The following is a 25777-nucleotide window of genomic DNA, read 5'->3' on the forward strand; positions in this document are numbered from 1 at the left end:
AAATCCTCGGATCGATCATCAGTGCCCCGCGTAATCACCGCTGCGCTGGAGGTCCTGCGCGGCCTCGAGGATCGATTCGCGCAGGGTGTCGACGATCTCGTCGACCTGCTCGCGGGTGATGGTCAGCGGCGGCGACATCACGTTCAGGTGCACGATCGGTCGCACCAGCAGGCCCTTGGCCTGGGCGCGCAGGTGGATCTTCTCGCCGATGTTCAGCTCCTCGGGGAAGAGCACCTTGGTGCGCTTGTCGGCGACGAACTCGACACAGGCCATCAGCTTCTGGCAGCGCACGCTGCCCACCAGCGGCAGGTCGGCCAGTTCCTGCAGACGCTGCTCCAGGTAGCCGCCGACATCCTTCACATGCTCCAGCAGGTTCTCGCGCTCGATGATCTCGATGTTCTTCAGCGCCGAGACGCAGCTCACCGGGTGCCCGCTGTAGGTGAAGCCGTGGGCGAAGCAGCGGCCCTTGTCGGCCTCGCCGATCACTTTCCAGATGCGATCCGAGAAGATGCACGCGCCCAGCGGCAGGTAGCCGGAAGTCAGGCCCTTGGCGGTGGTGATGATGTCCGGCTGCATGCCGAACACGTCCTCGGAGGCGAAGAAGGCGCCGAGGCGGCCGAAGGAGGTCACCACCTCGTCGGCGACGTAGAGCACGTCGTACTGCTGGCAGACCTGCCACATGCGCTGGTGGTAGCCCTTGGGCGGGATGATCACGCCGCCCGAGCCCATGATCGGCTCGGCGAAGAAGGCGGCGACCTTGTCCTGGCCCAGTTCGAGGATCTTGTCTTCGAATTCCTTGACCAGGAATTCGAGGAAGTCGCCTTCGGTCATCCCTTCCGGCGCGCGGTAGGGGTTGGGGCAGGAGATGTGGTGAATGACGTCCTTGAGGAAGTCGAACTCGGCCGGGTGGTCGGCGACCTTGCCGCCCAGCGACATGGTGAGGAAGGTCGAGCCGTGATAGGCGTTGACCCGGCTGATGATGTGCTTCTTGTCATGCTTGCCGCGGCAGTTCTGGTAGTACTGGATCAGCCGGTAGGCGGTGTCCACGGCGGTGGAGCCGCCGGTGGTGAGGAACACGTGGTCCAGATCGCCCGGCGCGAGTTCCGCGAGCTTCTCGCAGAGCTGGATGGCGGTGACGTTGGCCATGTCGCAGAAGGGATTGGAGTAGGCCAGCTGGCGCACCTGGTCGGCGATGGCGTCGGCCATTTCCGCGCGGCCCAGGCCGATGTTGGTGCACCACATGCCGCCCACGGCATCCAGGTAGCGATTGCCCCTGGTGTCGTAGATGTAGGCGCCCTCGCCGGCAGCGATGTTCAGCGCACCGTTGACCCGGTGATCGTCGAACACGTGGTAGCCGTGCATGTAGTGGGCCTTGTCGGCGGCGACCAGCTGCTCGTCGTTGAACTGGGCGAAGAAGGCTGGGGTTGGGGTGGTCATCTGCTTTACCTCGGTGTTTCGTTATTCGGTTGGGCGTTTTGCCCTCTCCCTAACCCTCTCCCTGAAGGGAGAGGGGACCGTCCGGAGCGCATGGGACTCCGAACCTCCTTGTGGATCGTGGTTGTCGTTACTTTCAGGATGCCGCCGCGATTTCCGGCGGCTCCGCTTGGCCCCCTCTCCCTTCAGGGAGAGGGCTGGGGAGAGGGGGCTTCTGGTGCTTGCGCCATCAGGTCCCGGTCTTCACCGCATTCCAGGTGCGGGTGATCAGGCGGGTGGCCTTGGGTGTCTGCACTTTCTGGGTGAACAGCCGGGCGCGGGTCTCGGCGTCGGGGTAGATCGCCGGGTCGTTGCGCACTTCGGCGGCCAGCAGCGGGGTGGCGGCGGCGTTGCTGGAGGCGTAGCGGATGTAGTCCGCGACGCCCGCGGCCACCTTGGGCTGCAGCATGTATTCGATGAACTTGTGGGCATTTGCCACGTGCGGCGCGTCGGCCGGGATGTAGAAGTCGTCGAACCAGATCAGCGAGCCTTCCTTGGGCACGAAGTAGCCCAGCTTGACCTTGGCGCCGGCTTCGTCGGCGCGGGCCTGGGCAGTGGCGTAGTCGCCGGACCAGGTCATCGCCATGCACTGGTCGCCGTTGGCCAGGCCGTTGAGGTAGCTGGTGGAGTCGAACTTGCGGATGTACGGGCGGATCGCTTGCAGCAGGTCCTGGGCGGCCTTGAGGTCCTCGGGCAGCGCGCTGTTGGGGTCGCGCTTGAGGTAGGCCAGGGCCAGCGGGATCACGTCGGTGGGCGAATCGATGATGGTCACCCCGCAATCGGCGAATTTCGACACGATCTTCGGATCGAACAGCATCGCCAGCGAGCCGATGGGCGCGTCCGGCATGCGCTGCTTGATCTTGTCGACGTTGTAGGTGATGCCATTGCTGCCCCAGGTGTAGGGCGCCGAGTACTGCACGCCGGGATCGTAGTGGTCCAGGTGCTTGAGCACGTCCGCGTCGAGGTTGTTCCAGCTGGGCAGCTTGGACTTGTCCAGCGGCTGGAATACGCCGGCTTTCAACAGCGGCGGCACCAGGGCGGCGTTGAGCACCACCAAGTCGTAGCCCGAGCGACCGGGCAGCAGTTTGCCCTGCACGGTCTCGTAGGAATCGAAGGTGTCGTAGACCACCTTGATCCCGGTTTCCTTCTCGAAGTCGGCGATGGTGTGCTCGCCGATGTAGTCGGTCCAGTTGTACAGCCGCAGCGTCTTCGCGCCTTCGGCATCCTCCCCGTGACCCAGTGCCGGCAAGGTCGCCAGCGCCGCGCTGAGTACTGCTGCGAGCGTTTTCTGCATGTCAGTCCCACCTTGATTTTGTTATGGATTGGCGAATTCGCGGATAGAGCCACTCTCGACCAGGGCCGGCTGCCCGGCCATTCCCCGAACGGGTAGGTAATGGTCTGTTGGCATTTCGACGCGAGCCGCGTTGCCGCGAAAAATCACGCCAGGCTAGACGCGGGACGCCGGCAATGGTCGTTCCCTTGCCTAGTCCCGCAACGACGCATGGCGTGATTTTTCGCGCAACCCGAAGGGACGACTAACGGCTCGCGCCGACCGTTGTGAGTGTGCATCGTCGCGGCCGTGGCGAAACGTCAACAGACCCTGGCGCTGGCTTCCTGTCGAACAATCGTTCAGATTGGCCACCTGAAACTTCAGGAGCCAGGCATGAACGAGGAAGTCCGCTTTACCCGACTGGAGCCGGAGCAGCGCAAGGCGCTGCTGATCGAGGCCACCCTCGCGTGCCTGAAACGCCATGGCTTCCAGGGAGCCTCCATACGCAAGATCTGCGCCGAGGCCGGGGTCTCGGTGGGGCTGATCAACCACCACTATTCAGGCAAGGACGAACTGGTGGCCGAGGCCTACCTGACCGTTACCGGGCGGGTCATGCAGTTGCTGCGCGAAGCCATTGCCGAGGCGGCGCCGGATGCCCGCGCGCGGCTGTCGGCATTCTTCCGTGCGTCGTTCTGCGCCGAGTTGCTCGACCCGCAACTGCTGGATGCCTGGCTGGCTTTCTGGGGCGCGGTGAAAACGGCCGAGGAAATCAACAAGGCCCACGACCATTCCTACGGGGAGTACCGTGCCCTGCTGACGCAGGCGTTGAACGAGCTGGCGCAGGAGCAGGAATGGGCCGATTTCGATGCGGAGCTGGCCGCCATCGCTCTCAGCGCCTTGCTCGACGGCCTGTGGCTGGAGTCCGGCCTGAACCCCAACACCTTCACCCCGGAGCAAGGCGTGCAGATCTGCGAGGCCTGGGTAGACGGCCTCCAGCATGGCGGCCGGCAACGCTTCAGCCGGGCGCCGGCAGGCTGTTGATCGATTGTTCAACGACCGGTAACCTGCTGGCGTTCGCAGGACCGGTCCTACAGACCTTTCTACACTAATAACAAGAACTGCCCCGCCAGGAGCGGTGGCGTCAGCAGGGTATTGCGATGACTTCCCGTGTACTGATCGTGGACGACGATCCGGTGATTCGCGAGCTCCTCCAGGCCTACCTCGGCGAGGAAGGCTATGACGTGCTCTGCGCCGGCACCGCCGAGCAGGCCGAGGCGACGCTCGCCGAAGCCGCACAGGCCGACCGGCCCATCGACCTGGTGATGCTCGACATCCGCCTGCCCGGCAAGGACGGCCTGACCCTGACCCGCGAGCTGCGCGTGCGCTCGGAGGTCGGCATCATCCTGATCACCGGGCGCAACGACGACATCGACCGCATCGTCGGCCTGGAATGCGGCGCCGACGACTACGTGATCAAACCGCTGAACCCCCGCGAGCTGGTGTCCCGCGCGAAGAACCTGATCCGCCGCGTGCGCCACGCCCGGCAACCCGCCGCCGCGCCCGCCCAGGGCAGCAGCCGGCAGCACCACAAGCGCTTCGCCCACTGGACGCTGGACCCGGACCGCCGCCGCCTGATCGACCGTGACGGCAGCGAAACCCCGCTGACCCACGGCGAGTTCCAGCTGCTCTGCGTGTTCCTGCGCAACACCGGCCACACCCTGAGCCGCGACCAGCTGATGGACCAGATCCGCAACCGCGAGTGGCTGCCCAACGACCGCTCCATCGACGTGCTGGTCGGCCGCCTGCGCCGCAAGCTGCGCGACGACCCGGCCGAGCCCGAGCTGATCATCACCATCCACGGCGCCGGCTACCTGTTCACCGCCACGCCCGCCGACGCCTGAGCCTTACTCCGTGTTTCGAGCGCGCACCGTACGGCTCCCTCTCCCTTCAGGGAGAGGGCTGGGGAGAGGGCAATCCCCGCTCCAATTCCTCCTGTATTTCCTTGCTTTGCTCTTTTGTACGGCCACCCAAGCCGCCCAACCCATCCGCTATTGCGACTACCCCGTCTACCCGCCCATCTCCTGGAGCGACGGCCACGAAGTGCGCGGCCTGGCCCCGCAGACCGTGCGCAGCGTACTCGGCCAGCTGGGCTACGAAGTGCAGACCGTGGTGCTGGGCAACTGGAAGCGCTGCCTGCTGGACGCCGCCGAGGGCCGCGTCGACCTGGTGCTCGCCTACCAGACCCCGCAGCGCGACGACGGCCTGCTGTTCTCCCGCGTGCCGGTGCTGCGCGAGGAAGTGGCGATCTTCTACAACCGCCGCAAGCCCGTGCGTTTCGACCAGTTGGGCGACCTCGCCCAGTACCGCGGCGGGCTGCTGTTCGGCGAGAGCTACGGGCCGCAGTTCGACCGATTCGTCGCCGAGCACGGCAATGTCGAATGGGTCTCCGACAGCCGGCAGAACTTCGGCAAGCTGATCCGCCAGCGCATCGACTTCATCGCCCATGAGCGGCGTACCGGCACGCTGTTCGTCGAGCAGCTGGCCGGCGGGCAGGACATCGCCGCGCTGCCCCGGCCGCTCACCGTCGATTACCTGCGCATCGCCGTTTCCCGCCATTCCCCGCTGGCCGCGCGAATGGAAGAGATCAACGCCGTGCTGAAGCAACGCGTGGACGACGGCAGCGTCGCCCGCTGGCTGCAGCAGAGCGAGCGCGACTACCGCGCCATGCTCGCCGGCGACGGGGTGCCGCGTTGAGGCTGCCCGGCGGCCTGGCCCGGCGCCTGCTGCTGCGGGTGCTGCTGTTCAGCCTGTGCTTTACCGTGCTGGCCAGTGTGGTGCAGCTGTACTTCGAATACCGCCGCGAGATGCGCGACATCGACAACCGGCTGGAGCTGATCCGCGTCGGCTATCTCGCCAGCTTCGAGCGCAGCCTGTGGGACCTCAACCAGGAGCAGCTCAACGTACAGCTGCACGGCCTGGCCGACTTCCCCGACATCGCCCAGGTGCGCCTGCGCAGCGCCGACTTCAACCTGGTGCAGGACGCCGATGAGAAGCGCGGGCCGTTCCGTGTCGAGCACTACGCCCTGGCCTTCCAGCCGCCGGACGGGGAGCGCCGCGACCTGGGCGAGCTGGAAATCAGCATCGACCTGGGCGCCGTCTACCTGCGCCTGCTCCACGGCGGGCTGACCAGCCTGCTGTGGATGGGCGTGTTCCTCTGCGGCCTGGCGGTGGCGCTGAGCTGGCTGTTCCACAGCCTGGTCACCCGTCACTTGCGCGCCATGGCCGATTTCGTCCGCGGGCTCACCGGCGGCGACCTGGGCACCGAGCTGGTGCTGGACAAGAAACGCTCGGGCGAAGAGGACGAGATCGACACCGTCGCCGATGCCCTCGATGGCTTGCGCCGTGCCCTGCGCGCCGAGTTGCGCCGGCGCGAGGCCGACCGCGAAGCGCTGCAGAGCAAGCGCGACGAACTGCAGCGCCGGGTCGAGCGGCGCACCGCCAGCCTGCGTCGCGCCAAGGAGGAAGCCGAGGCCGCCAACCGCGCCAAGAGTCGCTTCCTCGCCACCATGAGCCATGAGATCCGCACCCCGCTCAACGGCATCCTCGGCATGGCCGAGCTGCTGCGCGCCGCGCCTCTGGGCGAGCAGGACCGGCGCCGCCTGCAGGCGCTGGCCACCGCCGGCGAAGGTCTGCTGGCGATCCTCAACGAGGTGCTGCACTTCGCCAAGCTGGAAGACGGCGCCAGCCAGCCGGAGCCGGTGGATTTCTCGCTGCGCCGCCTGCTGGACGACGTGGTGACCCTGCTGGAGCCGCGTGCCGAAGACAACGGCACCTGCCTGCGCCTGCGCATCGAACCCCAGGTGCAGGACGCTTGCCGGGGCGCCGAGCAGTTCCTGCGCCAGGTGCTGAGCAACCTGCTGGCCAACGCGGTGAAGTTCACCGAGGAGGGCGAGGTGCTGCTGGAAGTTGCCGTGCTGGAGGGCAGCGAGGCCGGGCAGCGCCTGCGCTTCAGCGTGACCGACGACGGCATCGGCATCTCCGCCGAGCAGCAGGAAAAGATCTTCCAGCGCTTCACCCAGGCCAGCGACGAGGTGGCGCGGCGCTACGGCGGCACCGGGCTGGGGCTGGCGATCAGCAAGCGGCTGGTCGAGGCCATGGGCGGCGAGATCGGCGTCGAGAGCCTGGAAGGCGAGGGCAGCACCTTCTGGTTCGAGATCATGCTGGCGCCGGGCGTGGTGCCGCGCTCCGAGGTGGAAATCGAGCAGGCGCCGGCTCTGGACGTGCTGGTAGTGGAAGACGTCGCCCTCAACCGCGAGGTCGCCCAGGCCTTGCTGGAGCGCGATGGCCACCGCGTGCAGCTCGCCGACGACGCGCAGCCGGCGTTGGCGCTCACCGCCGCCCGGCGTTTCGACCTGATCCTGCTGGATATGCACCTGCCGGGGATGAACGGCCTCGACCTGTGCCGGGCGATCCGCGCGCAGCCCGATGGGCTCAACGCGACCACGCCGATCCACGCCTTCACCGCCAGTGTGCAGCCAGGCATGGTCCGCCGCTATTTCGAGGCCGGCATGCAGGGCGTGCTGGGCAAGCCGCTGCGCCTGGACGACCTGCGCCGCGCGCTGTCCGGCGTGGCCTGGGAGTTGCTGCCCGAAGCTGTGGATAACGGCCCGCTGGATCGCCAGGTGCTCGATACCCACCGGCGCCTGCTGGGCGAGCACAAGCTGAATGAACTGCTCGCCAGCCTGTGGAAGCTGCTGGATGAGCAATGGCCGCTGCTGCTGGATGCGCTGCGCCAGGACGATGCGGTGGAGGCCGCCAGCCTCGCGCACCGGCTGGCGGGCAGCTGCCGCTCCATGGGCTTGCGCGGGCTGGGGGATTGCCTGGGTGAGCTGGAGCAGGCGGCGTTGGCGGGTTCCTTACAGGGTGATTGGGCCGCGCGATTGGAACGCGAACGGTCGTTGGCCGGCGAGCTGATGCTCACCCTGTAGGAGCGAGCTTGCTCGCGAACGCTTTTCCGGGCAAATCCAACGCTGGGCTGGTTCGCGAGCAAGCTCGCTCCTACGCGGTCCCCTCGCTGAACCCCCCGCCCCGCGCGGCCTGCACAAAATCCTTACATCTTCCTACAACTTCGATCCCGGCGAACAACCCCGCCTTACATCGTCTTCCAATAATCCGGTGGCATCCGTGCCCGAGCCACGGCCTCTGATTGATTGGAGATAACAATAATGATCCAACGTAGAGTTCCGCTCAGCCGCGCCCGCCGTTCCCAGGAGGTGCGCCATGTCTGAGACCCATCACGCCGAGAGCGGCGAAAAGATCCAGCTCACCCGCGCGCTCAAGAGCCGCCATATCTTCATGCTGTCCCTGGGCGGCGTGATCGGCACCGGCCTGTTCATGGGCTCGGGCGTCACCATCGGCTCCGGCGGCCCGATGGGCGCCATCCTCGCCTACCTGGTCGCGGGCCTGTTGATGTACCTGGTCATGGTCTGCCTGGGCGAGCTGTCCGTGCAGATGCCGGTCTCCGGCTCCTTCCAGGCCCACGCCACGCGCTTCATCGGCCCGGCCACCGGGTTCATGATCGGCTGGGTCTACTGGATGAGCTGGGCCTCCACCGTCGGCCTGGAATTCACCGCCGCCGGCATGCTGATGACCCGCTGGTTCCCCGAGGTGCCGATCTGGCTGTGGTCGGGCTTCTTCGTGGTCGTGCTGTTCTCCCTCAACGCCCTGGCCACCCGCGCCTTCGGCGAGGCCGAATACTGGTTCTCCGGGATCAAGGTCGCGGCCATCCTCGGCTTCATCATTGTCGGCCTGCTGGTGATCTTCGGCGCCATCCCCCTCAATAGCGGCACCGCCGCGCCGGGGCTGCACAACCTGATGAGCGACGGCCTGTTCCCCAATGGGTTGTCCGCGGTGTTCGCGGTGATGATGACGGTGGTCTACGCCTTCCAGGGCTGCGAGATCATGGGCGTCGCCGCCGGCGAGACCGACCAGCCGGAGAAGAGCATCCCGCGTGCCGTGCGCAACGTGGTGTTCCGCGTGCTGATCTTCTATGTGCTGGCGATTGCCGTGCTGTCCTGCATCGTGCCGTGGAAGCAGGCCGGGCTGATGGAGAGCCCCTTCGTGCAGGTGTTCGACATGGTCGGCATCCCCTACGCGGCCGACATCATGAACTTCGTCATCCTCACCGCGATCCTGTCCGTGGGTAACTCCGGCCTGTATGCCTCCACCCGCATCCTCTGGGCCATGTCTAAGACCGGCATGGCGCCGCGCAAGCTGTCCAAGCTCAGCGCCCGTGGCGTGCCGCTCTATGCACTGCTGATCAGCCTGGCTTTCGCGCTGCTCTCGCTGCTCACCAGCGTGGTCGCCGCCGACACCCTGTTCATGGTGCTGATGGCGGTGAGCGGAATGGCCGGCACCGTCACCTGGATCGTCATCGCCTACGCCCAGTACCGCTTCCGCCGCGAGCACATGGCCAAGGGCGGCACCGTGGCCGACCTGAAGTACGCCGCGCCCTTGTTCCCGCTGATCCCGCTGGCTTGCATCGCGATCTGCTGCTCGCTGTTCGTGTTCCTCGCCCTGGACCCGACCCAGCGTCCGTCGCTGTACTGGGGCTTCGGCTTCATGGGCGCCTGCTACCTGGCCTACTACGTGCTCAAGCGCAAGCGTGGGCAGGTGCTGACCGACGAGGCGGTACCGAGCCTCGGCTGAGTCTTTGCGCACCGCAGAAGCCCCGCATCGCGGGGCTTTTTCTTTTGCTTTTCGGCTCTTCGTAGGAGCGAGCTTGCTCGCGAACCCGCCCAGCGCCAGAGCGGCCGGATAATCCGTTCGCGAGCAAGCTCGCTCCTACCGGTACACCACCGCCCCCCTCTCTTGCTGAACGTTTGTTCGAAGTTGTAACAAGCTCCCGGCGAAAGCCCTGGGAAAACCCCTCAGCCCCCGCGCCGCGCGGCCTTCCCATCGATGGCAAGGGCGTTACAAGCCACCCATTCGGGTGGATTGCCGGCTTGCTGAACAAGTGTTTAGTATTGGTTCCAACGCTTCATCCGCCTCAGCAAACGACTACAAGAACGAGGGCAGCATGACTCAGCCATCCCCGCTCAGCCGGGTCCAGGACGGTATCGCCTGGATCACCCTGAACCGCCCCGAACAGCGCAACGCGCTGGACATCCCGACGCTCAAGAACCTGCACGCCCTGCTCGACACCCATGAGGCGGACCCTGCCGTGCGCGTCATCGTCCTCAGCGGCGAAGGCCGCAGCTTCTGCGCTGGCGCCGACCTTGCCGAATGGGCCGAGGCCGAAGCCCGTGGCGAGCTGGAAACCTACGGTTGGACCGAAACCGCCCACGCCCTGATGCGTCGCCTGCATGGCCTGGACAAGCCGACCATTGCCGCCGTCAACGGCACCGCTGTCGGCGCCGGGATGGACCTGACCCTGTGCTGCGACTTCCGCATCGCCGGTGCCTCCGCGCGCTTCAAGGCCGGCTACACCGGCATGGCCTACTGCCCGGACGCCGGCGCCAGCTGGCACCTGCCGCGCCTGATCGGCAGCGAAGCGGCCAAGCGCCTGCTGTTCCTCGACGAGCTGTGGAACGCCGAGCGCGCGTTGAATGCCGGCCTGGTCGGTGAGGTGGTCGCCGACGATCAATTGCAGGCCCAGGTCGGCGAATTCGCCGCGCGCCTGGCCGCCGGCCCGACCTTCGCCTTCGCCCAGACCAAGCGCCTGATGCGCGACGGCGCCGCCCGCACGCTGGCCCAGCAACTGGAAGCCGAACAGGCCGCCGGGCTGCTCTGCGGCCGCAGTGAAGATGCCGCCGAGGCGCTGCGCGCCGTGGCCGAAAAACGCTCCCCCCAATTCAAAGGCCGCTGACGGCTGCAGGTGATGTGATGGATTTCCAACTGACCCAGGAACAGGAAATGCTCGTCGAGGCGGTCAAGGCTTTCGTCGAGAAAGAGCTGCTGCCGTACGAGGAAGAAGTGGACCGCGCCGACGCGGTGTCCCCGGAGCTGGCCGCGAAGATTCGCGGCAAGGCCCTGGCGGCCGGCTTCTACGCCTTCAACATGCCCGAGGAAGTCGGTGGCGGCGGCCTGGACTACCTGTCCCAGGCGCTGGTCGAGCGCGAGCTGTCCAAGGTCTCCTGGGCGCTGCACGTGTTCGTCGCGCGCCCCTCGAAGATCCTCATGGCCTGCAAGGGCGAGCAGATCCAGGACTACCTGCTGCCGGTGGTGCAGGGCGAGAAGATCGACTGCTTCGCCCTCACCGAGCCGGGCGCCGGCTCCGACGCCAACTCGATCAAGACCCGCGCCGTGCGTGATGGCGACGATTTCGTGATCAACGGCGCCAAGCACTTCATCAGCCACGCCGGCCATGCCGACTTCGCCATCGTCTTCGCGGTGACCGACACCTTCGAGCGCAACGGCAAGAAGCGCAACGCCGTGACCGCCTTCCTGGTCGACAAGGGCACCGCCGGCATGACCGTGCGCCGTGGCCCGCGCTGCGTCAGCAACAAGGGCTACCACACCTACGAAATCTTCTTCGACGACTGCCGTGTGCCGGCCTCCAAGGTCCTGGGCGAAGTCGACAAGGGCTGGGAAGTGGCCAACGCCTGGCTCACCGCCGGCCGCGTGATGGTCGCCGCCAACTGCGTCGGCCAGGCCCAGCGCGCGCTGGACCTGGCGCTGCAGTGGTCCGCCGACCGCAAGCAGTTCGGTCAGGCCATCGGCAGCTACCAGGGCATCTCCTTCAAGCTCGCCGACATGGCCACGCAGATCCGCGCCGCCGAGCTGATGACCCTGCACACTGCCTGGAAGATGGACCGCGGCAGCATGACCGACGGCGAAGCCGGCATGGCCAAGCTGTTCGCCAGCGAAGTGCTGGGCAAGGTCGCCGACGAGACCGTGCAGATATTCGGCGGCATGGGCCTGATGGACGAAGGTCCGGTGGAACGCATCTGGCGCAATGCGCGCATCGAGCGCATCTGGGAAGGCACCTCGGAGATCCAGCGGCACATCATTTCCCGCGAACTGCTGCGGCCGTTGCTGCGCTGATTGCGGGTGTTCTTCGGGGAGTGGCCGGCGCTGCCGGATAGACCCTCTCCCCAGCCCTGGCTGCGCGCCCCGCTCCGAAGGGAGAGGGGGCAAGAACGATTCGGCGCGTGGACAGACACCTGCGCTGAAGGATGACCCGAAAGCTCCCCTCTCCTTTCAGGGAGAGGGGCTGGGGGAGAGGGCAGAGCCCTGTACCGAGAACCCGACATGAAAAGAGAAAACCTCCAGCGCCTGCTGGCGCCCCGGCACCTGGCCTTCATCGGCGGCCGCAGCATGGCGCGCGCGCTCAAGCGTTGCGCCGAAGGCGGCTTCGCCGGCCCGATGTGGCTGGTCAACCCGCAATACGACGTACTCGAAGGCGTGCCCTGCGTGCGCAGCATCGCCGACCTGCCCGAAGGGCCGGACGCGGTGTTCGTCGCCACCAACCGCGACCTGACCCTGCAGGCCGTCGCCGAGCTGGCTGCCAAGGATGCCGGCGGCGCCATCTGCTACGCCTCCGGCTTCGCCGAGACCGGCGCCGAAGGCGAAGCCCTGCAGCGCCGCCTGCTCGCCAGCGCCGGCGACATGGCTCTGCTCGGCCCCAACTGCTACGGCCTGCTCGACTACCTGCACGGCTCCGCGCTGTGGCCGGTGGCCCACGGCGGGCACCTGGTGGAGAAGGGCGTGGCGGTGCTGACCCAGAGCGGCAACTTCGCCTACAACCTGTCCATGAGCGACCGCTCGCTGCCGATCGCCTACATGGCCTCGGTGGGCAACCAGGCGCAGCTGGGCGTGGCCGAACTGATGGACGTGCTGCTCGACGAGCCGCGTGTCACTGCCATCGGCCTGCACCTGGAAGGCCTGAAGAACGTCCCCGGCTTCGCCCGCGCCGCCTTCAAGGCGCTGCAGAAAGGCATCCCGGTGATCGCCCTGAAAACCGGCGTTTCCGAGATCGGCGCCGAACTGGCGCTCAGCCACACCAGCTCCCTGGCCGGTTCCGACGCGCTGTACGACGCGCTGTTCGACCGCCTCGGGGTAATCCGCGTCAGCGGCCCGGTGAGCTTCATCGAAACCTTGAAGGCAGCCGCCTGCGGCAACCTGCCGGCCGGCCCGAGCCTGGCCGCGCTGGCCTGCTCCGGCGGTGATGCCGGGCTGATCGCCGACTACGCCGAACGCAACGGCCTGAGCCTGCCCAAGCTGGTCGACGGCCAGCGCGCCGAGCTGGCCCAGGTGCTACCGGACTACGCCAACATCGCCAACCCGCTGGACTTCACCACCGCCATCTGGGGCGACGGCCCGGCCCTGCAGCGCATGCTCGACAGTGCCCTGCAGACCGACGCCGATGCCGCCCTGCTGGTGCTGGACTACCCCGGCGAGGAAACCGGCGAACGCCCGCAGTGCGACCTGCTGCTGGAGCTCTACTGCGCGGCGCTGGAGCGCCACGGCAAGGTCGGTTTCATCGCCTCCGCATTGCCGGAACTGCTGCCCAAACACGCCCGCGAACTGCTGCATTCCCACGGCGTCGCCGCGCTGCAAGGCGTGGAAGATGGTCTCGCCGCCTGGGGCCGCATCGCCCACTACCGCCAGCGCCGCGAAGCGCTGCTGGCTCGTGGCGAAGCCGCGCTGGTGCCGCTCTGCCCGCAAGCGCTGGAAGGCGAGGGCCGGCTGCTCGATGAGTGGCAGTCCAAGCAGGCGCTGAAACCCTTCGGCCTGCCGCTGCCGCGCGCTGCCCTGAGCACGCCGGCACAGGCCCGCGAAGCGGCCGCCGACGTCGGTTTCCCGCTGGCGCTGAAAGTGGTCAGTGCGCAACTGCCGCACAAGACCGAGGCTGGCGGCGTGGCGCTCAACCTGCGCAACGAGGCGGCGCTGGAAGCTGCGCTGTTCGACATGCGCGAGAACATCGCCCGCCACGCACCGGGCGTGCCCTTCGACCAGGTGCTGCTGGAGCGCATGGCCAATCCGCCGCTGGCTGAGCTAATCGTCGGCATCAAGCGTGAGAACGGCTTTGGTCTCGCGCTGGTGCTGGGTGCCGGCGGCATCCTCGTCGAGCTGCTCAAGGACAGCCGCAGCCTGCTGCTGCCGACCACCGACGCGGCGATCCGCGACGCCCTGCTTGGCCTGCGCAGCGCGCCGCTGCTCACCGGTTTCCGGGGCCGCCCGGCGGTGAACCTGGAGGCCCTGGTGGAAGCCATCCGCGCCGTCGCCGACTACGCCTGCGAGCACGTGGACAGCCTGCTTGAACTGGATGTGAACCCGCTGCTGGCGGACGCCGACGGCGCCGTGGCGGTGGATGCGCTGATCCGCACCGCCGATTGATGACGCCACACCTGTAGGAGCGAGCTTGCTCGCGAACAACCCCCCGCTGTGGGGCTCGGTTCGCGAGCAAGGGCTAGGCGCCCCCCTCGATCCTACGAAAAGCAAAAGCGGCGCCAAGCGTTGAAGGAAGAACACGAACGCTCCCTTTCCCGCTTGCGGGAGAGGGGCTGGTAGAGAGGGTGGTGGGCCGGAACTCGGTGCCATCGAAGAGCCCTCTCCCCAGCCCTTTCCCTGAAGGAAGAGGGAGCAAAAGCGGCGCACGCCGGACACTCGGCGTAGGCCCCAACGAGTAGGGCGAATAACCGCTCGCGGTTATCCGTCGAAAAACCATTCGGGAGATCGTTCATGCAAAACGACAAGACCCTCACCGGCGGCCAGGCCCTGGTGCGCCTGCTGGCCAACTACGGCGTCGACACCGTGTTCGGCATTCCCGGTGTGCACACCCTGGAGCTGTACCGCGGCCTGCCCGGCAGCGGCATCCGCCACGTGCTGACCCGCCACGAGCAGGGCGCCGGCTTCATGGCCGACGGCTATGCGCGCGTCAGCGGCAAGCCGGGCGTGGCCTTCATCATCACCGGGCCGGGGGTGACCAACGCCACCACCGCCATCGGCCAGGCCTACGCCGACTCGATCCCGATGCTGGTGATTTCCAGCGTCAACCACACCGCCAGCCTGGGCAAGGGCTGGGGCTGCCTGCACGAGACCCAGGACCAGCGCGCCATGACCGCGCCGATCACCGCGTTCTCGGCCGTCGCCTTGAGCTTATCCACAGCCTGCTTGAGCGCATCGGCGCTGGGCTGGCCACGGCCGGCGCGGCGCACCACCTCGTGGGTCCAGTCGCGGGCGACCGGGTTCGCCAGCACGTCCAGCGGCACGGAGATGTGCACCGGACGCGGGCGCTCGCTGTCGAACACGGCGTAGGCGCGGGCCAGCACCGCCGGCAGTTCGTCGACGCTCATCAGGGTGTGGCTGAAGGCGCTGACGCCGGCGACCATCGCGCGCTGGTTCGGCAGCTCGTGCAGGTAGCCGTTGCCGTGCGCCAGGCGCGAGCGCTCGTTGACGCTCGAGATCACCAGCATGGGGATGGAGTCGGCGTAGGCCTGGCCCATGGCGGTGAGGATGTTGGTCATGCCCGGGCCGGTGATGATGAAGCAGGTGCCCGGCTTGCCGGTGACGCGCGCGTAGCCGTCGGCCATGAAGCCGGCGCCCTGTTCGTGGCGCGGGGTGATGTGGCGGATGCCGCTGTGCGGCAGGCCGCGGTACAGCTCGACGGTGTGCACGCCGGGGATGCCGAAGACGGTATCGACGCCCCAGGCTTCGAGTTGCTTGACGAGGAATTCGCCGCAGGTGGTCATGGCAGTTCCTTAAGATTCATGGGTGAGGTCGTAATCATCATTCAAGCAAAAGGGCGCGGAGATCAGCTCGCCGCGCCCTTTTGCCCAGCTTGGTTTCTTATCAGGCCGCTTCGGCTACCGGCGCCGGGCGCGGCGACAGCAGGCTGACGACGATGAAGCTGACCAGGCCGATGGCCAGGCTGTAGTAGATCGGGGTGTTGGCGTCGAGGCCATCCTTGAACATGAACACCAGGGCGGTGATGAAGCCCAGGCCCATGCTGGTGATGGCGCCGGCGGTGGTGGCGCGCTTCCAGTAGATGGCGCCGATCAGCGGGATCAGCATGCCGCCGACCAGCAGGTTGTACGCCAGGGTCAGGGCGTTGAGCACGTCATTCACCACCAGGGCGATACCCAGTACCACGATACCGGTGAGCAGGGTGCAGATGCGGTTCAGGCTCAGGCGGGTGGAGCGCTGGCCGGTGAAGATCGGCAGCAGGTCTTCGGTGATGGTGGTGGAAGCGGCGAGCAGGCCGGCGCTGGCGGTGGACATCATCGCGGCCAGGGCGGCGGCGATCACCAGGCCACGGATGCCGTCCGGCAGAGCGGCGCTGACGATGGCGGCGAAGGCGTTGTTGACGTTGTCCAGGTCAGGCAGCAGGACCTTGGCGCACATGCCGATCAGCGCGCCGACCAGGCCGTAGATCACGCAATAGACGCCCGCGGCAGTGCCGGCGTACTTGGTGACCTTCTCGTCGCGGGCGGTGAACACGCGCTGCCAGATGTCCTGGCCGATCAGGATGCCGAAGAAGTAGATCAGGAAGTAGGTGATGATGGTGTCGTAGCCGATGGTGTGGAAGCTGAAGGCGGTCGCCGGCAGCTTCGCCACCAGTTCGTCCCAGCCGCCTACGCGGTACAGGCAGATCGGCAGCAGGATGAACATCAGGCCGACGGTCTTGATGATGAACTGCACGATGTCGGTCAGGGTCAGCGACCACATGCCGCCGATGGTGGAGTAGATCACCACGACGCCGCCGCCCAGCAGCACGGACACCCAGAACGGCAGGCCGAACAGGACCTGCATCACGGTGCCGATGGCCAGGGTGGAGACCACGCCGATCATCAGCGCATAGGCGAACATGATCACCGCCGAAGCCTGGCGGGCCATGGGGTTGTAGCGGCGCTCCAGGACCTGGGTGACGGTGAAGATGCGCAGCTTGAGCAGCGGTTTGGCGAGGAACAGGTTCAGCGCGATGATCCCGGCGCCCAGCGCGGCGCACAGCCAGAAGCCGGAGATGCCATGGACGTAGCCCAGGCGCACGGTGCCCACGGTGGAGGCGCCGCCCAGGACGGTAGCCGCCATGGTGCCCATGTAGAACGACGGGCCGAGATTGCGGCCGGCGACGAGGTAGTCCTCGTGGGTCTTGGCGCGGCGCATGCCGTACCAGCCCAGCCATAACATGCCGGCGGCATAAATCAGTACGACGATCAGGTCTAACGCCATGGTTGGTTCCTCACACTTGCATTGTCATTGTTGCCGCGCGCTCGTGGCGTGCGGTAGGCCATCGGACCGGCGGCAACCGGTCCGATGGGGGCTTTGGGGTATTTCGCTTCGCCAGGCAGCGAAGCCTGGATCAGGCCGTCGGCTCGCTGATGCTGCGAATCGGGCGGTCATGGCTGGAGACCCAGCGCGGGCCCTTGGGACCGTAGACGCCAGCGGGTTCCGGGAAGCTGCGCAGCAGGGCGACGTAGAGCAGGGCGGCCATGCCGAGGGTAACCGGCAGGCTGATGTCGATGCCGCCGGCCAGGTCGCCCAGCGGGCCGACGAACTGGCCCGGCAGGTTGACGAAGCACAGGCCCATGGCCGCGCTCGGAATCCAGGCACCCATGCCGCGCCAGTTCCAGCCGTTGTGGAACCAGTAGGCGCCGCCTTCCTGGCCGCGGGTGAACACCTGCAGGTCATCGGCGTGGTAGAAGCCACGGCGGATGATCAGGCCGAGGATCATGATCACCATCCACGGGCTGGTGCAGGTAATGATCAGCACGGCGAAGGTGGACACGCTCTGCACCAGGTTCGCGGCGAAGCGGCCGATGAAGATGAAGGCAATCGACAGCAGGCCGATCAGCAGGGTGGCCTGCACGCGGTTGAGCAGGCGCGGGAACACGCTGGACATGTCCAGGCCGGTGCCATACAGCGAGGTGGTGCCGGTGGACATGCCGCCGATCACCGCGATCAGGCACACCGGCAGGAAGAACCAGCTCGGCGATACGGCCAGCAGGCCGCCGACGTAGTTGTTCTGCGCGATGTAATCCGGCGCGTTGACCGCGACGATGGTGGCGGTGGCCAGGCCGAACAGGAACGGGATCAGGGTCGCCAGCTGGGCGAGGATCACCGCCAGCATGATGCGTTTCTGCGAGGTCTCGCGCGGGATGTAGCGCGCCCAGTCACCGAGGAAGGCGCCGAACGACACCGGGTTGCTCATGGCCAGCAGGGCGGCGCCGATGAAGGCGGCCCAGAAACCTTCGCTGCCCATCTGCACGGTGCCGGCGTAGCCGGCGTCGAAGGGACCGGCGAAGGCGAACAGGCCGAGCAGGAACAGCAGGCTCGCGGCCCACACGGCGATCTTGTTGACCATCAGCATGAAGCGGAAGCCGTAGATGCAGACGATCAGCACCAGCACGGCGAACAGGCCGTAGGCCAGGCCGAGGGTCAGGTCGGTTTCCGGCAGGTCGAACAGGCGCTTGGCGCCGCCGATCAGCGCGTCGCCCGAGCTCCACACGGAGAGGGAGAAGAAGGCGACGGCGGTGAGCAGCGACAGGAACGAACCGACGATCCGCCCGTGCACGCCGAAGTGGGCGCCCGAGGAGACCGCGTTGTTGGTGCCGTTGAGCGGGCCGAACAGGCCCATGGGTGCGAGGATGATCGAACCGACCAGCACGCCCAGGACGATGGCCCAGACGCCGGCCTGGAACGACAGCCCGAAGAGGACCGGGAAGCTGCCCAGCACGGCGGTGGCGAAGGTGTTGGCACCACCGAAGATCATGCGGAACAGGTCGGTGGGCGTGGCGTTGCGTTCGTGGTCCGGGATCTGTTCGACCCCGAATGTTTCGATGGTGGTGATTGCGTGTGCGTTGTTCTTGTTATCCATGACTTCCTCCCGGGGAGCCCTGTCTTTATGGCGTCGGAGACGGTGACAGGTGCTCGTGTGTGGCCAGCCAGCGGCCCAGTTTCGGATCACGGCGGAAGACGATGGTCTCCCGCTCGTGGTTCAGGCTTTCCTCTCCCTGGATGCGCAGCCGCGTGGCCACGTCGTGGCAGAACACGGCCACGTCCTCGCCCTGCAGGCTCACAAAGGTGTTGCTCGAAAGGCAGTCAAGGACCTCGAAACCATCGTCACGCAGCCAGCCTTCCCACACCTCGCGGTACGCCGCGCGCGACAGCAGCGGCTGCGGCCAGGTGTGGAAGATGAAGCTGGCGTCTTCGCTGAAGGCGGCGAAGTAGGCTTCGGTGTCGGTGCGCGCGAAGGCTGCCACGAGATCGCGGGCAGCCTCCAGCACCTGTGCTACGCAGGCGTCGTTATTCATGCAGGTGCTCGTGCGCTCAGCGGCGCTCTACGCCCGGGAGGATGCAGAGCATTTCGTACAGCAGGTTGGCGCCGAGGAGCGAGGTATTGCCGGTGGTGTCGTAGGGCGGGGAAACCTCGACCAGGTCGCAGCCGATGATGTCCAGCCCCTGGCAGCCGCGGACGATTTCCATCGCCTGGATGGTGGTCAGGCCGCCGATTTCCGGGGTGCCGGTGCCAGGCGCCCAGGCCGGGTCGATGCCGTCGATGTCGAAGGACAGGTAAACCGGGCCGCCGCCGACTTTCTCGCGGACTTCGGCCATCAGCGGTTCCAGCGACTTGTGCCAGCACTCTTCGGCCTGCACCACGCGGAAGCCCTGCTTGCGGCTCCAGTTGAAGTCTTCGGCGGTGTAGCCCTGAGCGCGCAGGCCGATCTGCACCACGCGGTCGCAGTCCAGCAGGCCTTCTTCCACGGCGCGGCGGAAGGTGGTGCCGTGGGCGATCTTCTCGCCGAACATGTGGTCGTTCACATCGGCGTGGGCGTCGATGTGAACCAGGCCGACCTTGCCGTGCTTCTTGTGGATGGCCCGCAGGATCGGCAGGGTGATGGTGTGGTCGCCGCCCAGGGTCAGGGGGAGGATGCCGTGGTCGAGGATCTTGTCGTAAGCCTCCTCGATGATGCGCACCGCTTCCATCAGGTTGAAGGTGTTGATCGCCACGTCACCGATGTCGGCGATGTTCAGCGAATCGAACGGCGCGGCGCCGGTGGCCATGTTGTACGGACGGATCATCACCGACTCGGCGCGGATTTCGCGCGGCCCGAAACGGGTGCCGGAGCGCAGGGAGGTGCCGATGTCCAGGGGCACGCCGACGAAGGCGGCGTCCAGCTCGTTGAGCTCTTCGGGGGACTGGATATGCGGCAGGCGCATCATGGTGGCGATGCCGCCGAAACGCGGCATTTCGTTGCCGCCCAGGGGCTGGTGAAGTTTCTTGTCCATGGGAAGGGCCTCAGGCTGATCGCTGTCTTCGTGGAAACAGGCTTGTTGAATACTGAGACCGGATTCTCGTCAGGGGCGGTAGTGGAAAAAATCGCTGGCTACAAATAATCACTTCAGAGTTTTCTAAACTAACGGGGATCGCTAGACTGCGCCACCTTGCCGCAGCAGGCGGCCCGGCAGGCCTGTGGCCTGCGGTTCCTGGATAGATAGCTGGCTAGCTATCATCTGTCTTTCAGGTACACAAAGTACTGAACTAGAGCGGCCCGGCCGCGGTTTTGCGGAGTCTTCATGAGCACGAGCGCACTGCCCGACGTCAAACTGCTGCGGATTTTCGCCTGCGTGGTGCGTAGCCAGGGCTTCGCCGCCGCCCAGCAGGAGCTCAACCTGTCGACCTCGGCGATCAGCACCTACATGAGCCAGCTGGAGAACCAGCTGGGCATCGTGCTCTGCCACCGCGGCCGCGGCGGCTTCGGGTTGACCAGCAAGGGCGAGCTGTTCCACCAGGAAACCCTGCGCATCCTCGGCGAACTGGAAGGCTTCGAGCGCTACGCCGCGACGCTCAAGGGTGAACTGCGCGGCACCCTGAACCTCGGCGTACTAGACTCCACCGTGAGCGACCCGGCGCTGCCGCTGGCCGATGTCATAGGTTCCTTCAGCGGCCTGCACCCGGCGGTGCACCTGCACCTGCAGGTGCAGAGTCCCTACGAGCTGCAGCTCGCGGTGCTGGACAACCGCCTGGACCTGGCCATCGGCTCCTTCTTCAGCCGGATGAACGGGCTGGTCTACCAGCCTCTTTATAGGGAGCAGCACTGGCTGTACTGCAGCGACCGCCATCCGCTGTTCGACGGCCGGCGCATTCCCGCCGAACTGATTACCCAGCAACGCATGGTCGGCCGTGGCTACTGGAGCCAGGCGGAACTGGCGCGGCACGGCTTCAAGCACAGCGCCGGCACCGTGGAGAGTATGGAGGCGCAGCTGATCCTGATCCTTTCCGGCGGCTATATCGGCTACCTGCCCGAGCACTATGCGCACCCCTGGGTGGAGCAGGGCCGCCTGCGGGCACTGTTGCCGGCGACCTTCGGCTACCAGGCGCCGTTCTCGCTGATCCTGCGCCGCGGCCGCTCCCGCGAGCCGCTGATCCAGAACTTCCGCGACCTTCTGCGCACCCAGCCGAGCCAGTCGTGAGCCGCGCCCGCTGCCCGCGCTGCGAGCGCCCGCTGGACCATTGCCTGTGCCCGCTGATCCCGCGCCTGGACAACCGTACCCGCGTGCTCCTGCTGCAGCATCCCAGCGAAGCCGGGCATGCGCTGAACACCGCGCGCCTGGCGGCGCTTGGCCTGGCCAACGCGGAGCTGAGGGTGGGCGAGGATTTCAGCGGCCTCGACCTGTCCGCCTGGGACGCCTGGCTGCTGTTCCCCGGCGAATCCGCCGTGGCGCTGGCCGAGCTGGCTGCGCAGCCTGTGGATAAACCGCGCCTGCTGGTCGTACCCGACGGCACCTGGCGCAAGGCGCGCAAGCTGCTGCATCTCAACCCGAACCTCGCGGCACTGCCGCGGGTCGTTCTGCCTGATGGACTGACCTCGCGCTACCGTCTGCGCAAGGCGCCGGCCGAAGGCGCACTGTCGACCATCGAGGCGGTGGTGCATGCGCTCGATGCGCTGGATGCGCCGCAGTCCCATGCCGACCTTCTGCGTCCGTTCGATGCACTGATCGACGGGCAGATTGCGGCGATGGGCGAGGAGACCTTTTTGCGCAACCACGGGCCTCATAGCTGACCGGCGGATAACGCCTTGGGCGTCATGCGCCCGGTGCTTTTCGTAGGAGCGAGCTTGCTCGCGAACAGTTTTCCGGCGGCTCCGATGCCAGGCGGTTCGCGAGCAATAACGAAGGCGTCCCCCTCGCTCCTACAGGTTTGCGGGTGATCCTGTCGGTTTCGATAGGGGGCAGGTCCGTAGGGCGGAAAGTGATGGGTATCGCTGCGCTCCACGCCATCCTACGTCGTGTTGGTGCTGTGGATATCTACCTTTGCGGGGACAAGGCGCGATAGCGCTCCACCAGCAGCGGAATGGCCCGCTCGCGCCAGAACTGGCTGCTGATCATCCCGCTGGACATACCTCCATGGGCATGACGCGGCAGGTGGATGTGGGCGGGATGATCCAGGCCGACGCCGGCAAGCTGCTCGAAAAGCCGCGCGAGTAGTTGCGTCAGCTCTGTCTCGCTGGCAGGCCAGGGCGCGTCGGCGAGATGCTCGGCCATTTCCCGCCACAGGTAGGGATCGCCCCGCAGGCCCCAATACAGGGGCTCTTCGCGGAACAGTTCGGCGACGGAGATGGGGGCTGGCATGGGCGGACGTCCTTGTGCAGTGGTCGGGCTGCCGCGCGTTGGCGGGGAGGGCAGTGTCGCCGCTGGCGCGGGCATCTGGAAAGATTTCCCGTGCGCCGATTTCTGCCCGGCGGCCAGACTGGCGCCGCCGCTGCCGTTATACTGCGCCCCTCATTTCCCTTCGCGAGGTGTTCGTCCGATGCGCAATTGATGCCGCCGTGGTTTCACGGCCCGTTTTCTTCCCTGGCCCGTTCCCGGGGGATTTCCGGCATCACTCTGGTATTGCGCATGACGAGCCCGTTCACCCTGGCGCTGCAAGGCGTCTCCTTCCAATTGCCCAGCGGCGAGATGCTGCTGAGCGACCTCAATGAAACCTTCGACGACCGCCGTACCGCGCTGGTCGGGCGCAATGGCGCGGGCAAGTCCGTACTGGCGCGGATCATGGCCGGCGAGCTGGCCGCCAGCGCCGGCCACTGCCTGGTATCCGGGGCGGTGCATTACCTGCCGCAGCGCATCGAACCACAGGCGTTCCGCAGCGTCGCCGAGCTGGCGGGTGTGCAGCCGCTGCTGGATGCGCTGGCGCGAGTCGAGGCCGGTGGTGTCGCTCCCGCCGACTTCGAGCGGCTCGACGGTCGCTGGGATATCCGCGCCCGTCTGGAAGTCGAACTGGCTGCCGCCGGGCTGGCGCATCTGCAGCCGGATACGCCCGCCTCGCGCCTCAGCGGCGGCGAATGCACGCGGGTGGCGCTGCTCGGCGCCTGGCTCAGCGACGCGGACTGGCTGATCCTCGACGAACCGAGCAACCACCTCGACCGCGCCAGCCGCGAGGCTCTGCGCGGTCAGCTACGGCGCTGGCGCGGCGGCCTGATCCTGATCAGCCATGACCGTCTGCTGCTCGACGACATGCAGCGCATCGTCGAGTTGTCAGCCGCCGGCCTGCGCAGCTACTCCGGCGGCTATGCCTTCTACCGCGAAGTGCGCCAGCAGGAGCAGGACAACGCCCAGCGCGAGTTGCAGCGGCGCAAGCTGGAGCGCGATCGCCAGCAGCACGCCATGCAGGAGCAGCGCGAGCGCCAGGAGCACCCCCAGGCGAGGGGACGCAAGGACGCGAAGGGGGCCAACCAGGCGAAGATCCTCGTCGACCGGCAGAAGGAGCGCAGCCAGACCAGCATCGCGCGCCTGGCCACGCAGCATGAGGATCGGCGCGAGCTGCTGGCGCAAAGTGTGCGAGAGGCTTTCGAACAGTTGCGCGAAGACGCGTCGGTGGTGCTGAACGCGCCGGACTGCGAGTTGCCCGAATCCCGTGGGGTCTTGCTGCTGGAAGCACTGCGCCTGCCGTTCGGCAATGCCGCACCGCTGGACCTGCAGTTGAGTGGCCCGCGCCGCGTGGCGGTCAGCGGGCGCAACGGCAGCGGCAAGTCGACCCTGCTCAAGGTGATCGCCGGCGTGCTCAGTCCCGCCGCTGGCTCGTGCGAAGTGAAAGTGCGCAGCGCCTATCTGGATCAGCATCTCGCCGCGCTGTTGGCCGAGCGCTCGGTGCTGGACCTGCTGCAGGAGCGCAACCGCGCGGCGGACCCTTCGGTGCTGCGCACCCGGCTCGCGCAAATGGGTTTGCCGGCGGCACGGGTCGAGTTACCCAGCGGGCGGTTAAGCGGCGGTGAGCGGTTGAAGGCGGCGCTGGCCTGCGAGCTTTACGCGGAGCATCCGGCGCAGCTGCTGCTCCTGGACGAGCCGGACAACCACCTTGACCTGCCGTCCCAAGAGGCGCTGGAAAACCTGCTGCGGCAATACCGCGGCGCGCTTCTGGTGGTGTCCCACGACGCTGCGTTTCTCGACCGGCTGAAGCTGGAGGCGAGGTTGGAATGCGCGGAGGGCGGCTGGCGTTGGCTGGTCGAATGAGGCTTTACCGGCCGGAAAGGGCTGGGTAGGATCGATTTCCCTCACTTTCCGGCTGCCTCTGCCGTGTTCCGCCCAGGCGTTGATTCGCGAAGCGGGCATTCATGCTGCCGACGCTCCAACGGCCGTCACCTCTCGTGGCGCGCTATCCCTTTGTGATCTGAATCAGGATGCATTCATGCTCATTCGCCAACGCATCGCTGCGGACAACCCGCGGCTGCTCGACATCTGGCTGGGCGCCGTGCGCGCGACCCACCATTTCCTCCAGGCGTCGGATATCGACGAACTGCTGCCCCAGGTCCGTGACCTCTACCTGCCCGCCGTCGAGGTCTGGGTGGCGGTAAATGGCGAAGACCGCCCGCTGGGTTTCATCGGGCTCAATGAACGGCATGTGGAAATGCTCTTCATCGACCCGGACTGCCGGGGCCGTGGCCTCGGCCGCGCTCTGCTGGATTTCGCGCGCGAGTTGCGCGGTGTGCTGAGTGTCGACGTCAATGAACAGAATCCTCAGGCGGTGGGGTTCTATCGGCACTATGGCTTCGTGCAGACCGGGCGCTCGCCCACAGATGGCGAGGGGCGGCCTTTTCCATTGCTGCACATGAGCCTGCCGGCCCCTGAATAAGGCACGGCTTACCTGTAGGAGCGAGCTTGCTCGCGAACAAATGTCCCGCAGCTCCGGAGTCAAGCGGTTCGCGAGCAAGCTCGTTCCTACGAAAAGCTGTTTTGTTCTGTCTCGCTGCTGCCGAAACGGATGCTCCGCGCGCCGAGCCTGAGCAGGCTGTCGGCGAACAGGTCGCTGGCAGTGTGGCGGCAATCCCAGGCAGTCTCCCAGTCTTCCCGGCGGCGCCAGTGCAGGCGGCCGACCAGGCGCGCGGGTTCGCCTTCGGCGTGCAGTTCGCTGGCGAGGTAGCCGGGGCGCAGGTAGAACAGCTCCTGCAGATGCGACAGGTAATCGCCCAGGCGCGCGGCGATGTGTGGGCGTTGCTCGGACGTGACGTCGATCTCGATCTGCAGGATGTAATGCGGGTCGTCCACGCAGGCATGGGCGCTGATCGGGGCGGGTTGTGTCATGTTGCTGGGCTCCCTGGCTTGAACCGAATGCCTGGCGAGGGTAAAACCTCAACATAAGTTGAGGTCAATAGCCCATGAAAGAATCTTCTTCCTGCTCCATGCACCGCGAGCTGAGCGTCGGCGAGCTGGCCAAACGCGCTGGCGTGGCGGTTTCCGCGCTGCACTTCTACGAGGCCAAGGGCCTGATCAGCAGCTCGCGCAATCCCGGCAACCAGCGCCGCTATTCGCGGGACACGCTGCGCCGGGTGGCGGTGATCAAGGTCGCGCAACGGGTGGGTATTCCCCTGGCGGAGATCGCCGAGGCGCTGGGCTCGCTGCCGACCGGGCACAACCCGACGACGGCGGACTGGGCGCGATTATCGGCGCGCTGGCGGGATGACCTGAACGAGCGGATCGAAAAGTTGCTGCTGCTGCGCGATCAGCTGGATGGCTGTATCGGCTGTGGATGTTTGTCGATGGAGGCCTGCCCGCTGCGCAATCCGGGGGATCGGCTGGCGGAGGAGGGGCCGGGGG

General features: G+C 66.7%; 21 protein-coding genes and 2 pseudogenes. 14 read left to right on the forward strand and 9 right to left on the reverse strand.

What is annotated here, in order from left to right:
• Positions 1 to 18: 18 nt before the first annotated feature.
• Together ACCC94_RS07390 and ACCC94_RS07395 are read right to left on the reverse strand one after the other, a co-directional pair.
• Entirely contained in the window at positions 19 to 1437 is a 1419-nt protein-coding gene (locus ACCC94_RS07390; RefSeq protein ID WP_413348662.1) for an aminotransferase, read from the reverse strand.
• 226 nt (positions 1438 to 1663) lie between these two features.
• Complete coding sequence (locus ACCC94_RS07395; RefSeq protein ID WP_413348663.1) at positions 1664 to 2767, reverse strand: polyamine ABC transporter substrate-binding protein; 1104 nt, start codon at positions 2765 to 2767, stop codon at positions 1664 to 1666.
• 369 nt (positions 2768 to 3136) lie between these two features.
• Here ACCC94_RS07395 and ACCC94_RS07400 point away from each other — a divergent pair, with 369 nt between their 5' ends.
• The 9 genes and pseudogenes from ACCC94_RS07400 to ACCC94_RS07440 all read left to right on the forward strand — a co-directional run.
• Positions 3137 to 3784, forward strand: a complete 648-nt coding sequence (locus ACCC94_RS07400) for a TetR family transcriptional regulator C-terminal domain-containing protein (protein ID WP_413348664.1) — start codon at positions 3137 to 3139, stop codon at positions 3782 to 3784.
• Positions 3785 to 3894: 110 nt separating this feature from the next.
• Complete coding sequence (locus ACCC94_RS07405; RefSeq protein ID WP_413348682.1) at positions 3895 to 4644, forward strand: response regulator; 750 nt, start codon at positions 3895 to 3897, stop codon at positions 4642 to 4644.
• Positions 4645 to 4735: 91 nt separating this feature from the next.
• Complete coding sequence (locus tag ACCC94_RS07410) at positions 4736 to 5497, forward strand: substrate-binding periplasmic protein (protein WP_413348683.1); 762 nt, start codon at positions 4736 to 4738, stop codon at positions 5495 to 5497.
• Positions 5494 to 7731, forward strand: a complete 2238-nt coding sequence (locus ACCC94_RS07415; RefSeq protein WP_413348665.1) for an ATP-binding protein — start codon at positions 5494 to 5496, stop codon at positions 7729 to 7731. The genes ACCC94_RS07410 and ACCC94_RS07415 overlap by 4 nt, the downstream gene beginning before the upstream one ends.
• Before the next feature lie 292 nt (positions 7732 to 8023).
• Positions 8024 to 9451: an amino acid permease gene (locus ACCC94_RS07420; RefSeq protein WP_413348666.1), complete on the forward strand. Its 1428-nt coding sequence runs from the start codon at positions 8024 to 8026 to the stop codon at positions 9449 to 9451.
• A 370-nt stretch (positions 9452 to 9821) separates the two neighbouring features.
• Positions 9822 to 10610 (forward strand): enoyl-CoA hydratase/isomerase family protein, encoded by a 789-nt coding sequence (locus ACCC94_RS07425; RefSeq protein WP_413348667.1) that lies wholly within the window; start codon positions 9822 to 9824, stop codon positions 10608 to 10610.
• Positions 10611 to 10627: 17 nt separating this feature from the next.
• The gene (locus tag ACCC94_RS07430; RefSeq protein WP_413348669.1) at positions 10628 to 11788 is read left to right on the forward strand and encodes an acyl-CoA dehydrogenase family protein; all 1161 of its coding nucleotides are present in this window, start codon (positions 10628 to 10630) and stop codon (positions 11786 to 11788) included.
• 207 nt (positions 11789 to 11995) lie between these two features.
• On the forward strand, positions 11996 to 14083 hold the full coding sequence (locus ACCC94_RS07435; protein WP_413348671.1) for an acetate--CoA ligase family protein: 2088 nt from the start codon (positions 11996 to 11998) through the stop codon (positions 14081 to 14083).
• A gap of 345 nt (positions 14084 to 14428) precedes the next feature.
• Positions 14429 to 14848, forward strand: a pseudogene (locus ACCC94_RS07440) (thiamine pyrophosphate-binding protein); the annotation flags it as partial.
• Here ACCC94_RS07440 and ACCC94_RS07445 read toward each other — a convergent pair.
• The 5 genes and pseudogenes from ACCC94_RS07445 to speB all read right to left on the reverse strand — a co-directional run.
• Positions 14839 to 15438 (reverse strand): annotated as a pseudogene (locus tag ACCC94_RS07445) (thiamine pyrophosphate-binding protein); the annotation flags it as partial. The pseudogenes ACCC94_RS07440 and ACCC94_RS07445 sit on opposite strands and share 10 nt — an antisense overlap.
• Positions 15439 to 15538: 100 nt before the next feature.
• Entirely contained in the window at positions 15539 to 16918 is a 1380-nt protein-coding gene (locus ACCC94_RS07450) for a sodium:solute symporter (RefSeq protein ID WP_413348672.1), read from the reverse strand.
• Between the two features lie 130 nt (positions 16919 to 17048).
• The gene (locus tag ACCC94_RS07455) at positions 17049 to 18563 is read right to left on the reverse strand and encodes a purine-cytosine permease family protein (RefSeq protein WP_413348673.1); all 1515 of its coding nucleotides are present in this window, start codon (positions 18561 to 18563) and stop codon (positions 17049 to 17051) included.
• Positions 18564 to 18588: 25 nt separating this feature from the next.
• Positions 18589 to 18999: a YybH family protein gene (locus ACCC94_RS07460; protein ID WP_192430349.1), complete on the reverse strand. Its 411-nt coding sequence runs from the start codon at positions 18997 to 18999 to the stop codon at positions 18589 to 18591.
• A 16-nt stretch (positions 19000 to 19015) separates the two neighbouring features.
• Positions 19016 to 19975, reverse strand: coding sequence for an agmatinase (gene speB, locus ACCC94_RS07465; protein WP_259753777.1), 960 nt, complete (start codon positions 19973 to 19975; stop codon positions 19016 to 19018).
• Between the two features lie 288 nt (positions 19976 to 20263).
• Between speB and ACCC94_RS07470 the strand changes: the two genes are divergently transcribed.
• Both ACCC94_RS07470 and ACCC94_RS07475 read left to right on the forward strand, forming a co-directional pair.
• Complete coding sequence (locus tag ACCC94_RS07470; protein ID WP_413348675.1) at positions 20264 to 21160, forward strand: LysR family transcriptional regulator; 897 nt, start codon at positions 20264 to 20266, stop codon at positions 21158 to 21160.
• The gene (locus ACCC94_RS07475) at positions 21157 to 21750 is read left to right on the forward strand and encodes a tRNA-uridine aminocarboxypropyltransferase (RefSeq protein ID WP_413348676.1); all 594 of its coding nucleotides are present in this window, start codon (positions 21157 to 21159) and stop codon (positions 21748 to 21750) included. The genes ACCC94_RS07470 and ACCC94_RS07475 overlap by 4 nt, the downstream gene beginning before the upstream one ends.
• Before the next feature lie 244 nt (positions 21751 to 21994).
• On the opposite strand, the gene ACCC94_RS07480 is transcribed toward ACCC94_RS07475, so the two are convergent.
• Complete coding sequence (locus ACCC94_RS07480; RefSeq protein ID WP_413348677.1) at positions 21995 to 22318, reverse strand: hypothetical protein; 324 nt, start codon at positions 22316 to 22318, stop codon at positions 21995 to 21997.
• A gap of 267 nt (positions 22319 to 22585) precedes the next feature.
• Between ACCC94_RS07480 and ACCC94_RS07485 the strand changes: the two genes are divergently transcribed.
• On the forward strand, positions 22586 to 24196 hold the full coding sequence (locus tag ACCC94_RS07485; protein ID WP_413348678.1) for an ABC-F family ATP-binding cassette domain-containing protein: 1611 nt from the start codon (positions 22586 to 22588) through the stop codon (positions 24194 to 24196).
• Positions 24197 to 24371: 175 nt separating this feature from the next.
• Positions 24372 to 24815: an acetyltransferase gene (locus ACCC94_RS07490; protein WP_413348679.1), complete on the forward strand. Its 444-nt coding sequence runs from the start codon at positions 24372 to 24374 to the stop codon at positions 24813 to 24815.
• Positions 24816 to 24901: 86 nt separating this feature from the next.
• Here the strand turns inward: ACCC94_RS07490 and ACCC94_RS07495 are convergent, their stop codons facing one another.
• The gene (locus tag ACCC94_RS07495; RefSeq protein ID WP_413348680.1) at positions 24902 to 25264 is read right to left on the reverse strand and encodes an antibiotic biosynthesis monooxygenase; all 363 of its coding nucleotides are present in this window, start codon (positions 25262 to 25264) and stop codon (positions 24902 to 24904) included.
• Between the two features lie 74 nt (positions 25265 to 25338).
• Here ACCC94_RS07495 and soxR point away from each other — a divergent pair.
• Positions 25339 to 25777: redox-sensitive transcriptional activator SoxR (soxR, locus tag ACCC94_RS07500; protein ID WP_413348681.1), on the forward strand; the 439-nt coding region annotated here is incomplete at its 3' end.

It is taken from the genome of Pseudomonas sp. Pseusp97, from assembly GCF_047304025.1.
Taxonomy (GTDB): Bacteria; Pseudomonadota; Gammaproteobacteria; order Pseudomonadales; family Pseudomonadaceae; genus Pseudomonas.

Coding starts and splice junctions, on each gene's coding strand:
- ACCC94_RS07390 (WP_413348662.1), bottom strand. CDS start 1,437: ATGACCACCCCAACCCCAGCCTTCTTCGCCCAGTTCAACGACGAGCAG.
- ACCC94_RS07395 (WP_413348663.1), bottom strand. CDS start 2,767: ATGCAGAAAACGCTCGCAGCAGTACTCAGCGCGGCGCTGGCGACCTTG.
- ACCC94_RS07400 (WP_413348664.1), top strand. CDS start 3,137: ATGAACGAGGAAGTCCGCTTTACCCGACTGGAGCCGGAGCAGCGCAAG.
- ACCC94_RS07420 (WP_413348666.1), top strand. CDS start 8,024: ATGTCTGAGACCCATCACGCCGAGAGCGGCGAAAAGATCCAGCTCACC.
- ACCC94_RS07425 (WP_413348667.1), top strand. CDS start 9,822: ATGACTCAGCCATCCCCGCTCAGCCGGGTCCAGGACGGTATCGCCTGG.
- ACCC94_RS07430 (WP_413348669.1), top strand. CDS start 10,628: ATGGATTTCCAACTGACCCAGGAACAGGAAATGCTCGTCGAGGCGGTC.
- ACCC94_RS07435 (WP_413348671.1), top strand. CDS start 11,996: ATGAAAAGAGAAAACCTCCAGCGCCTGCTGGCGCCCCGGCACCTGGCC.
- ACCC94_RS07450 (WP_413348672.1), bottom strand. CDS start 16,918: ATGGCGTTAGACCTGATCGTCGTACTGATTTATGCCGCCGGCATGTTA.
- ACCC94_RS07455 (WP_413348673.1), bottom strand. CDS start 18,563: ATGGATAACAAGAACAACGCACACGCAATCACCACCATCGAAACATTC.
- ACCC94_RS07460 (WP_192430349.1), bottom strand. CDS start 18,999: ATGAATAACGACGCCTGCGTAGCACAGGTGCTGGAGGCTGCCCGCGAT.
- speB (WP_259753777.1), bottom strand. CDS start 19,975: ATGGACAAGAAACTTCACCAGCCCCTGGGCGGCAACGAAATGCCGCGT.
- ACCC94_RS07470 (WP_413348675.1), top strand. CDS start 20,264: ATGAGCACGAGCGCACTGCCCGACGTCAAACTGCTGCGGATTTTCGCC.
- ACCC94_RS07480 (WP_413348677.1), bottom strand. CDS start 22,318: ATGCCAGCCCCCATCTCCGTCGCCGAACTGTTCCGCGAAGAGCCCCTG.
- ACCC94_RS07485 (WP_413348678.1), top strand. CDS start 22,586: ATGACGAGCCCGTTCACCCTGGCGCTGCAAGGCGTCTCCTTCCAATTG.
- ACCC94_RS07490 (WP_413348679.1), top strand. CDS start 24,372: ATGCTCATTCGCCAACGCATCGCTGCGGACAACCCGCGGCTGCTCGAC.
- ACCC94_RS07495 (WP_413348680.1), bottom strand. CDS start 25,264: ATGACACAACCCGCCCCGATCAGCGCCCATGCCTGCGTGGACGACCCG.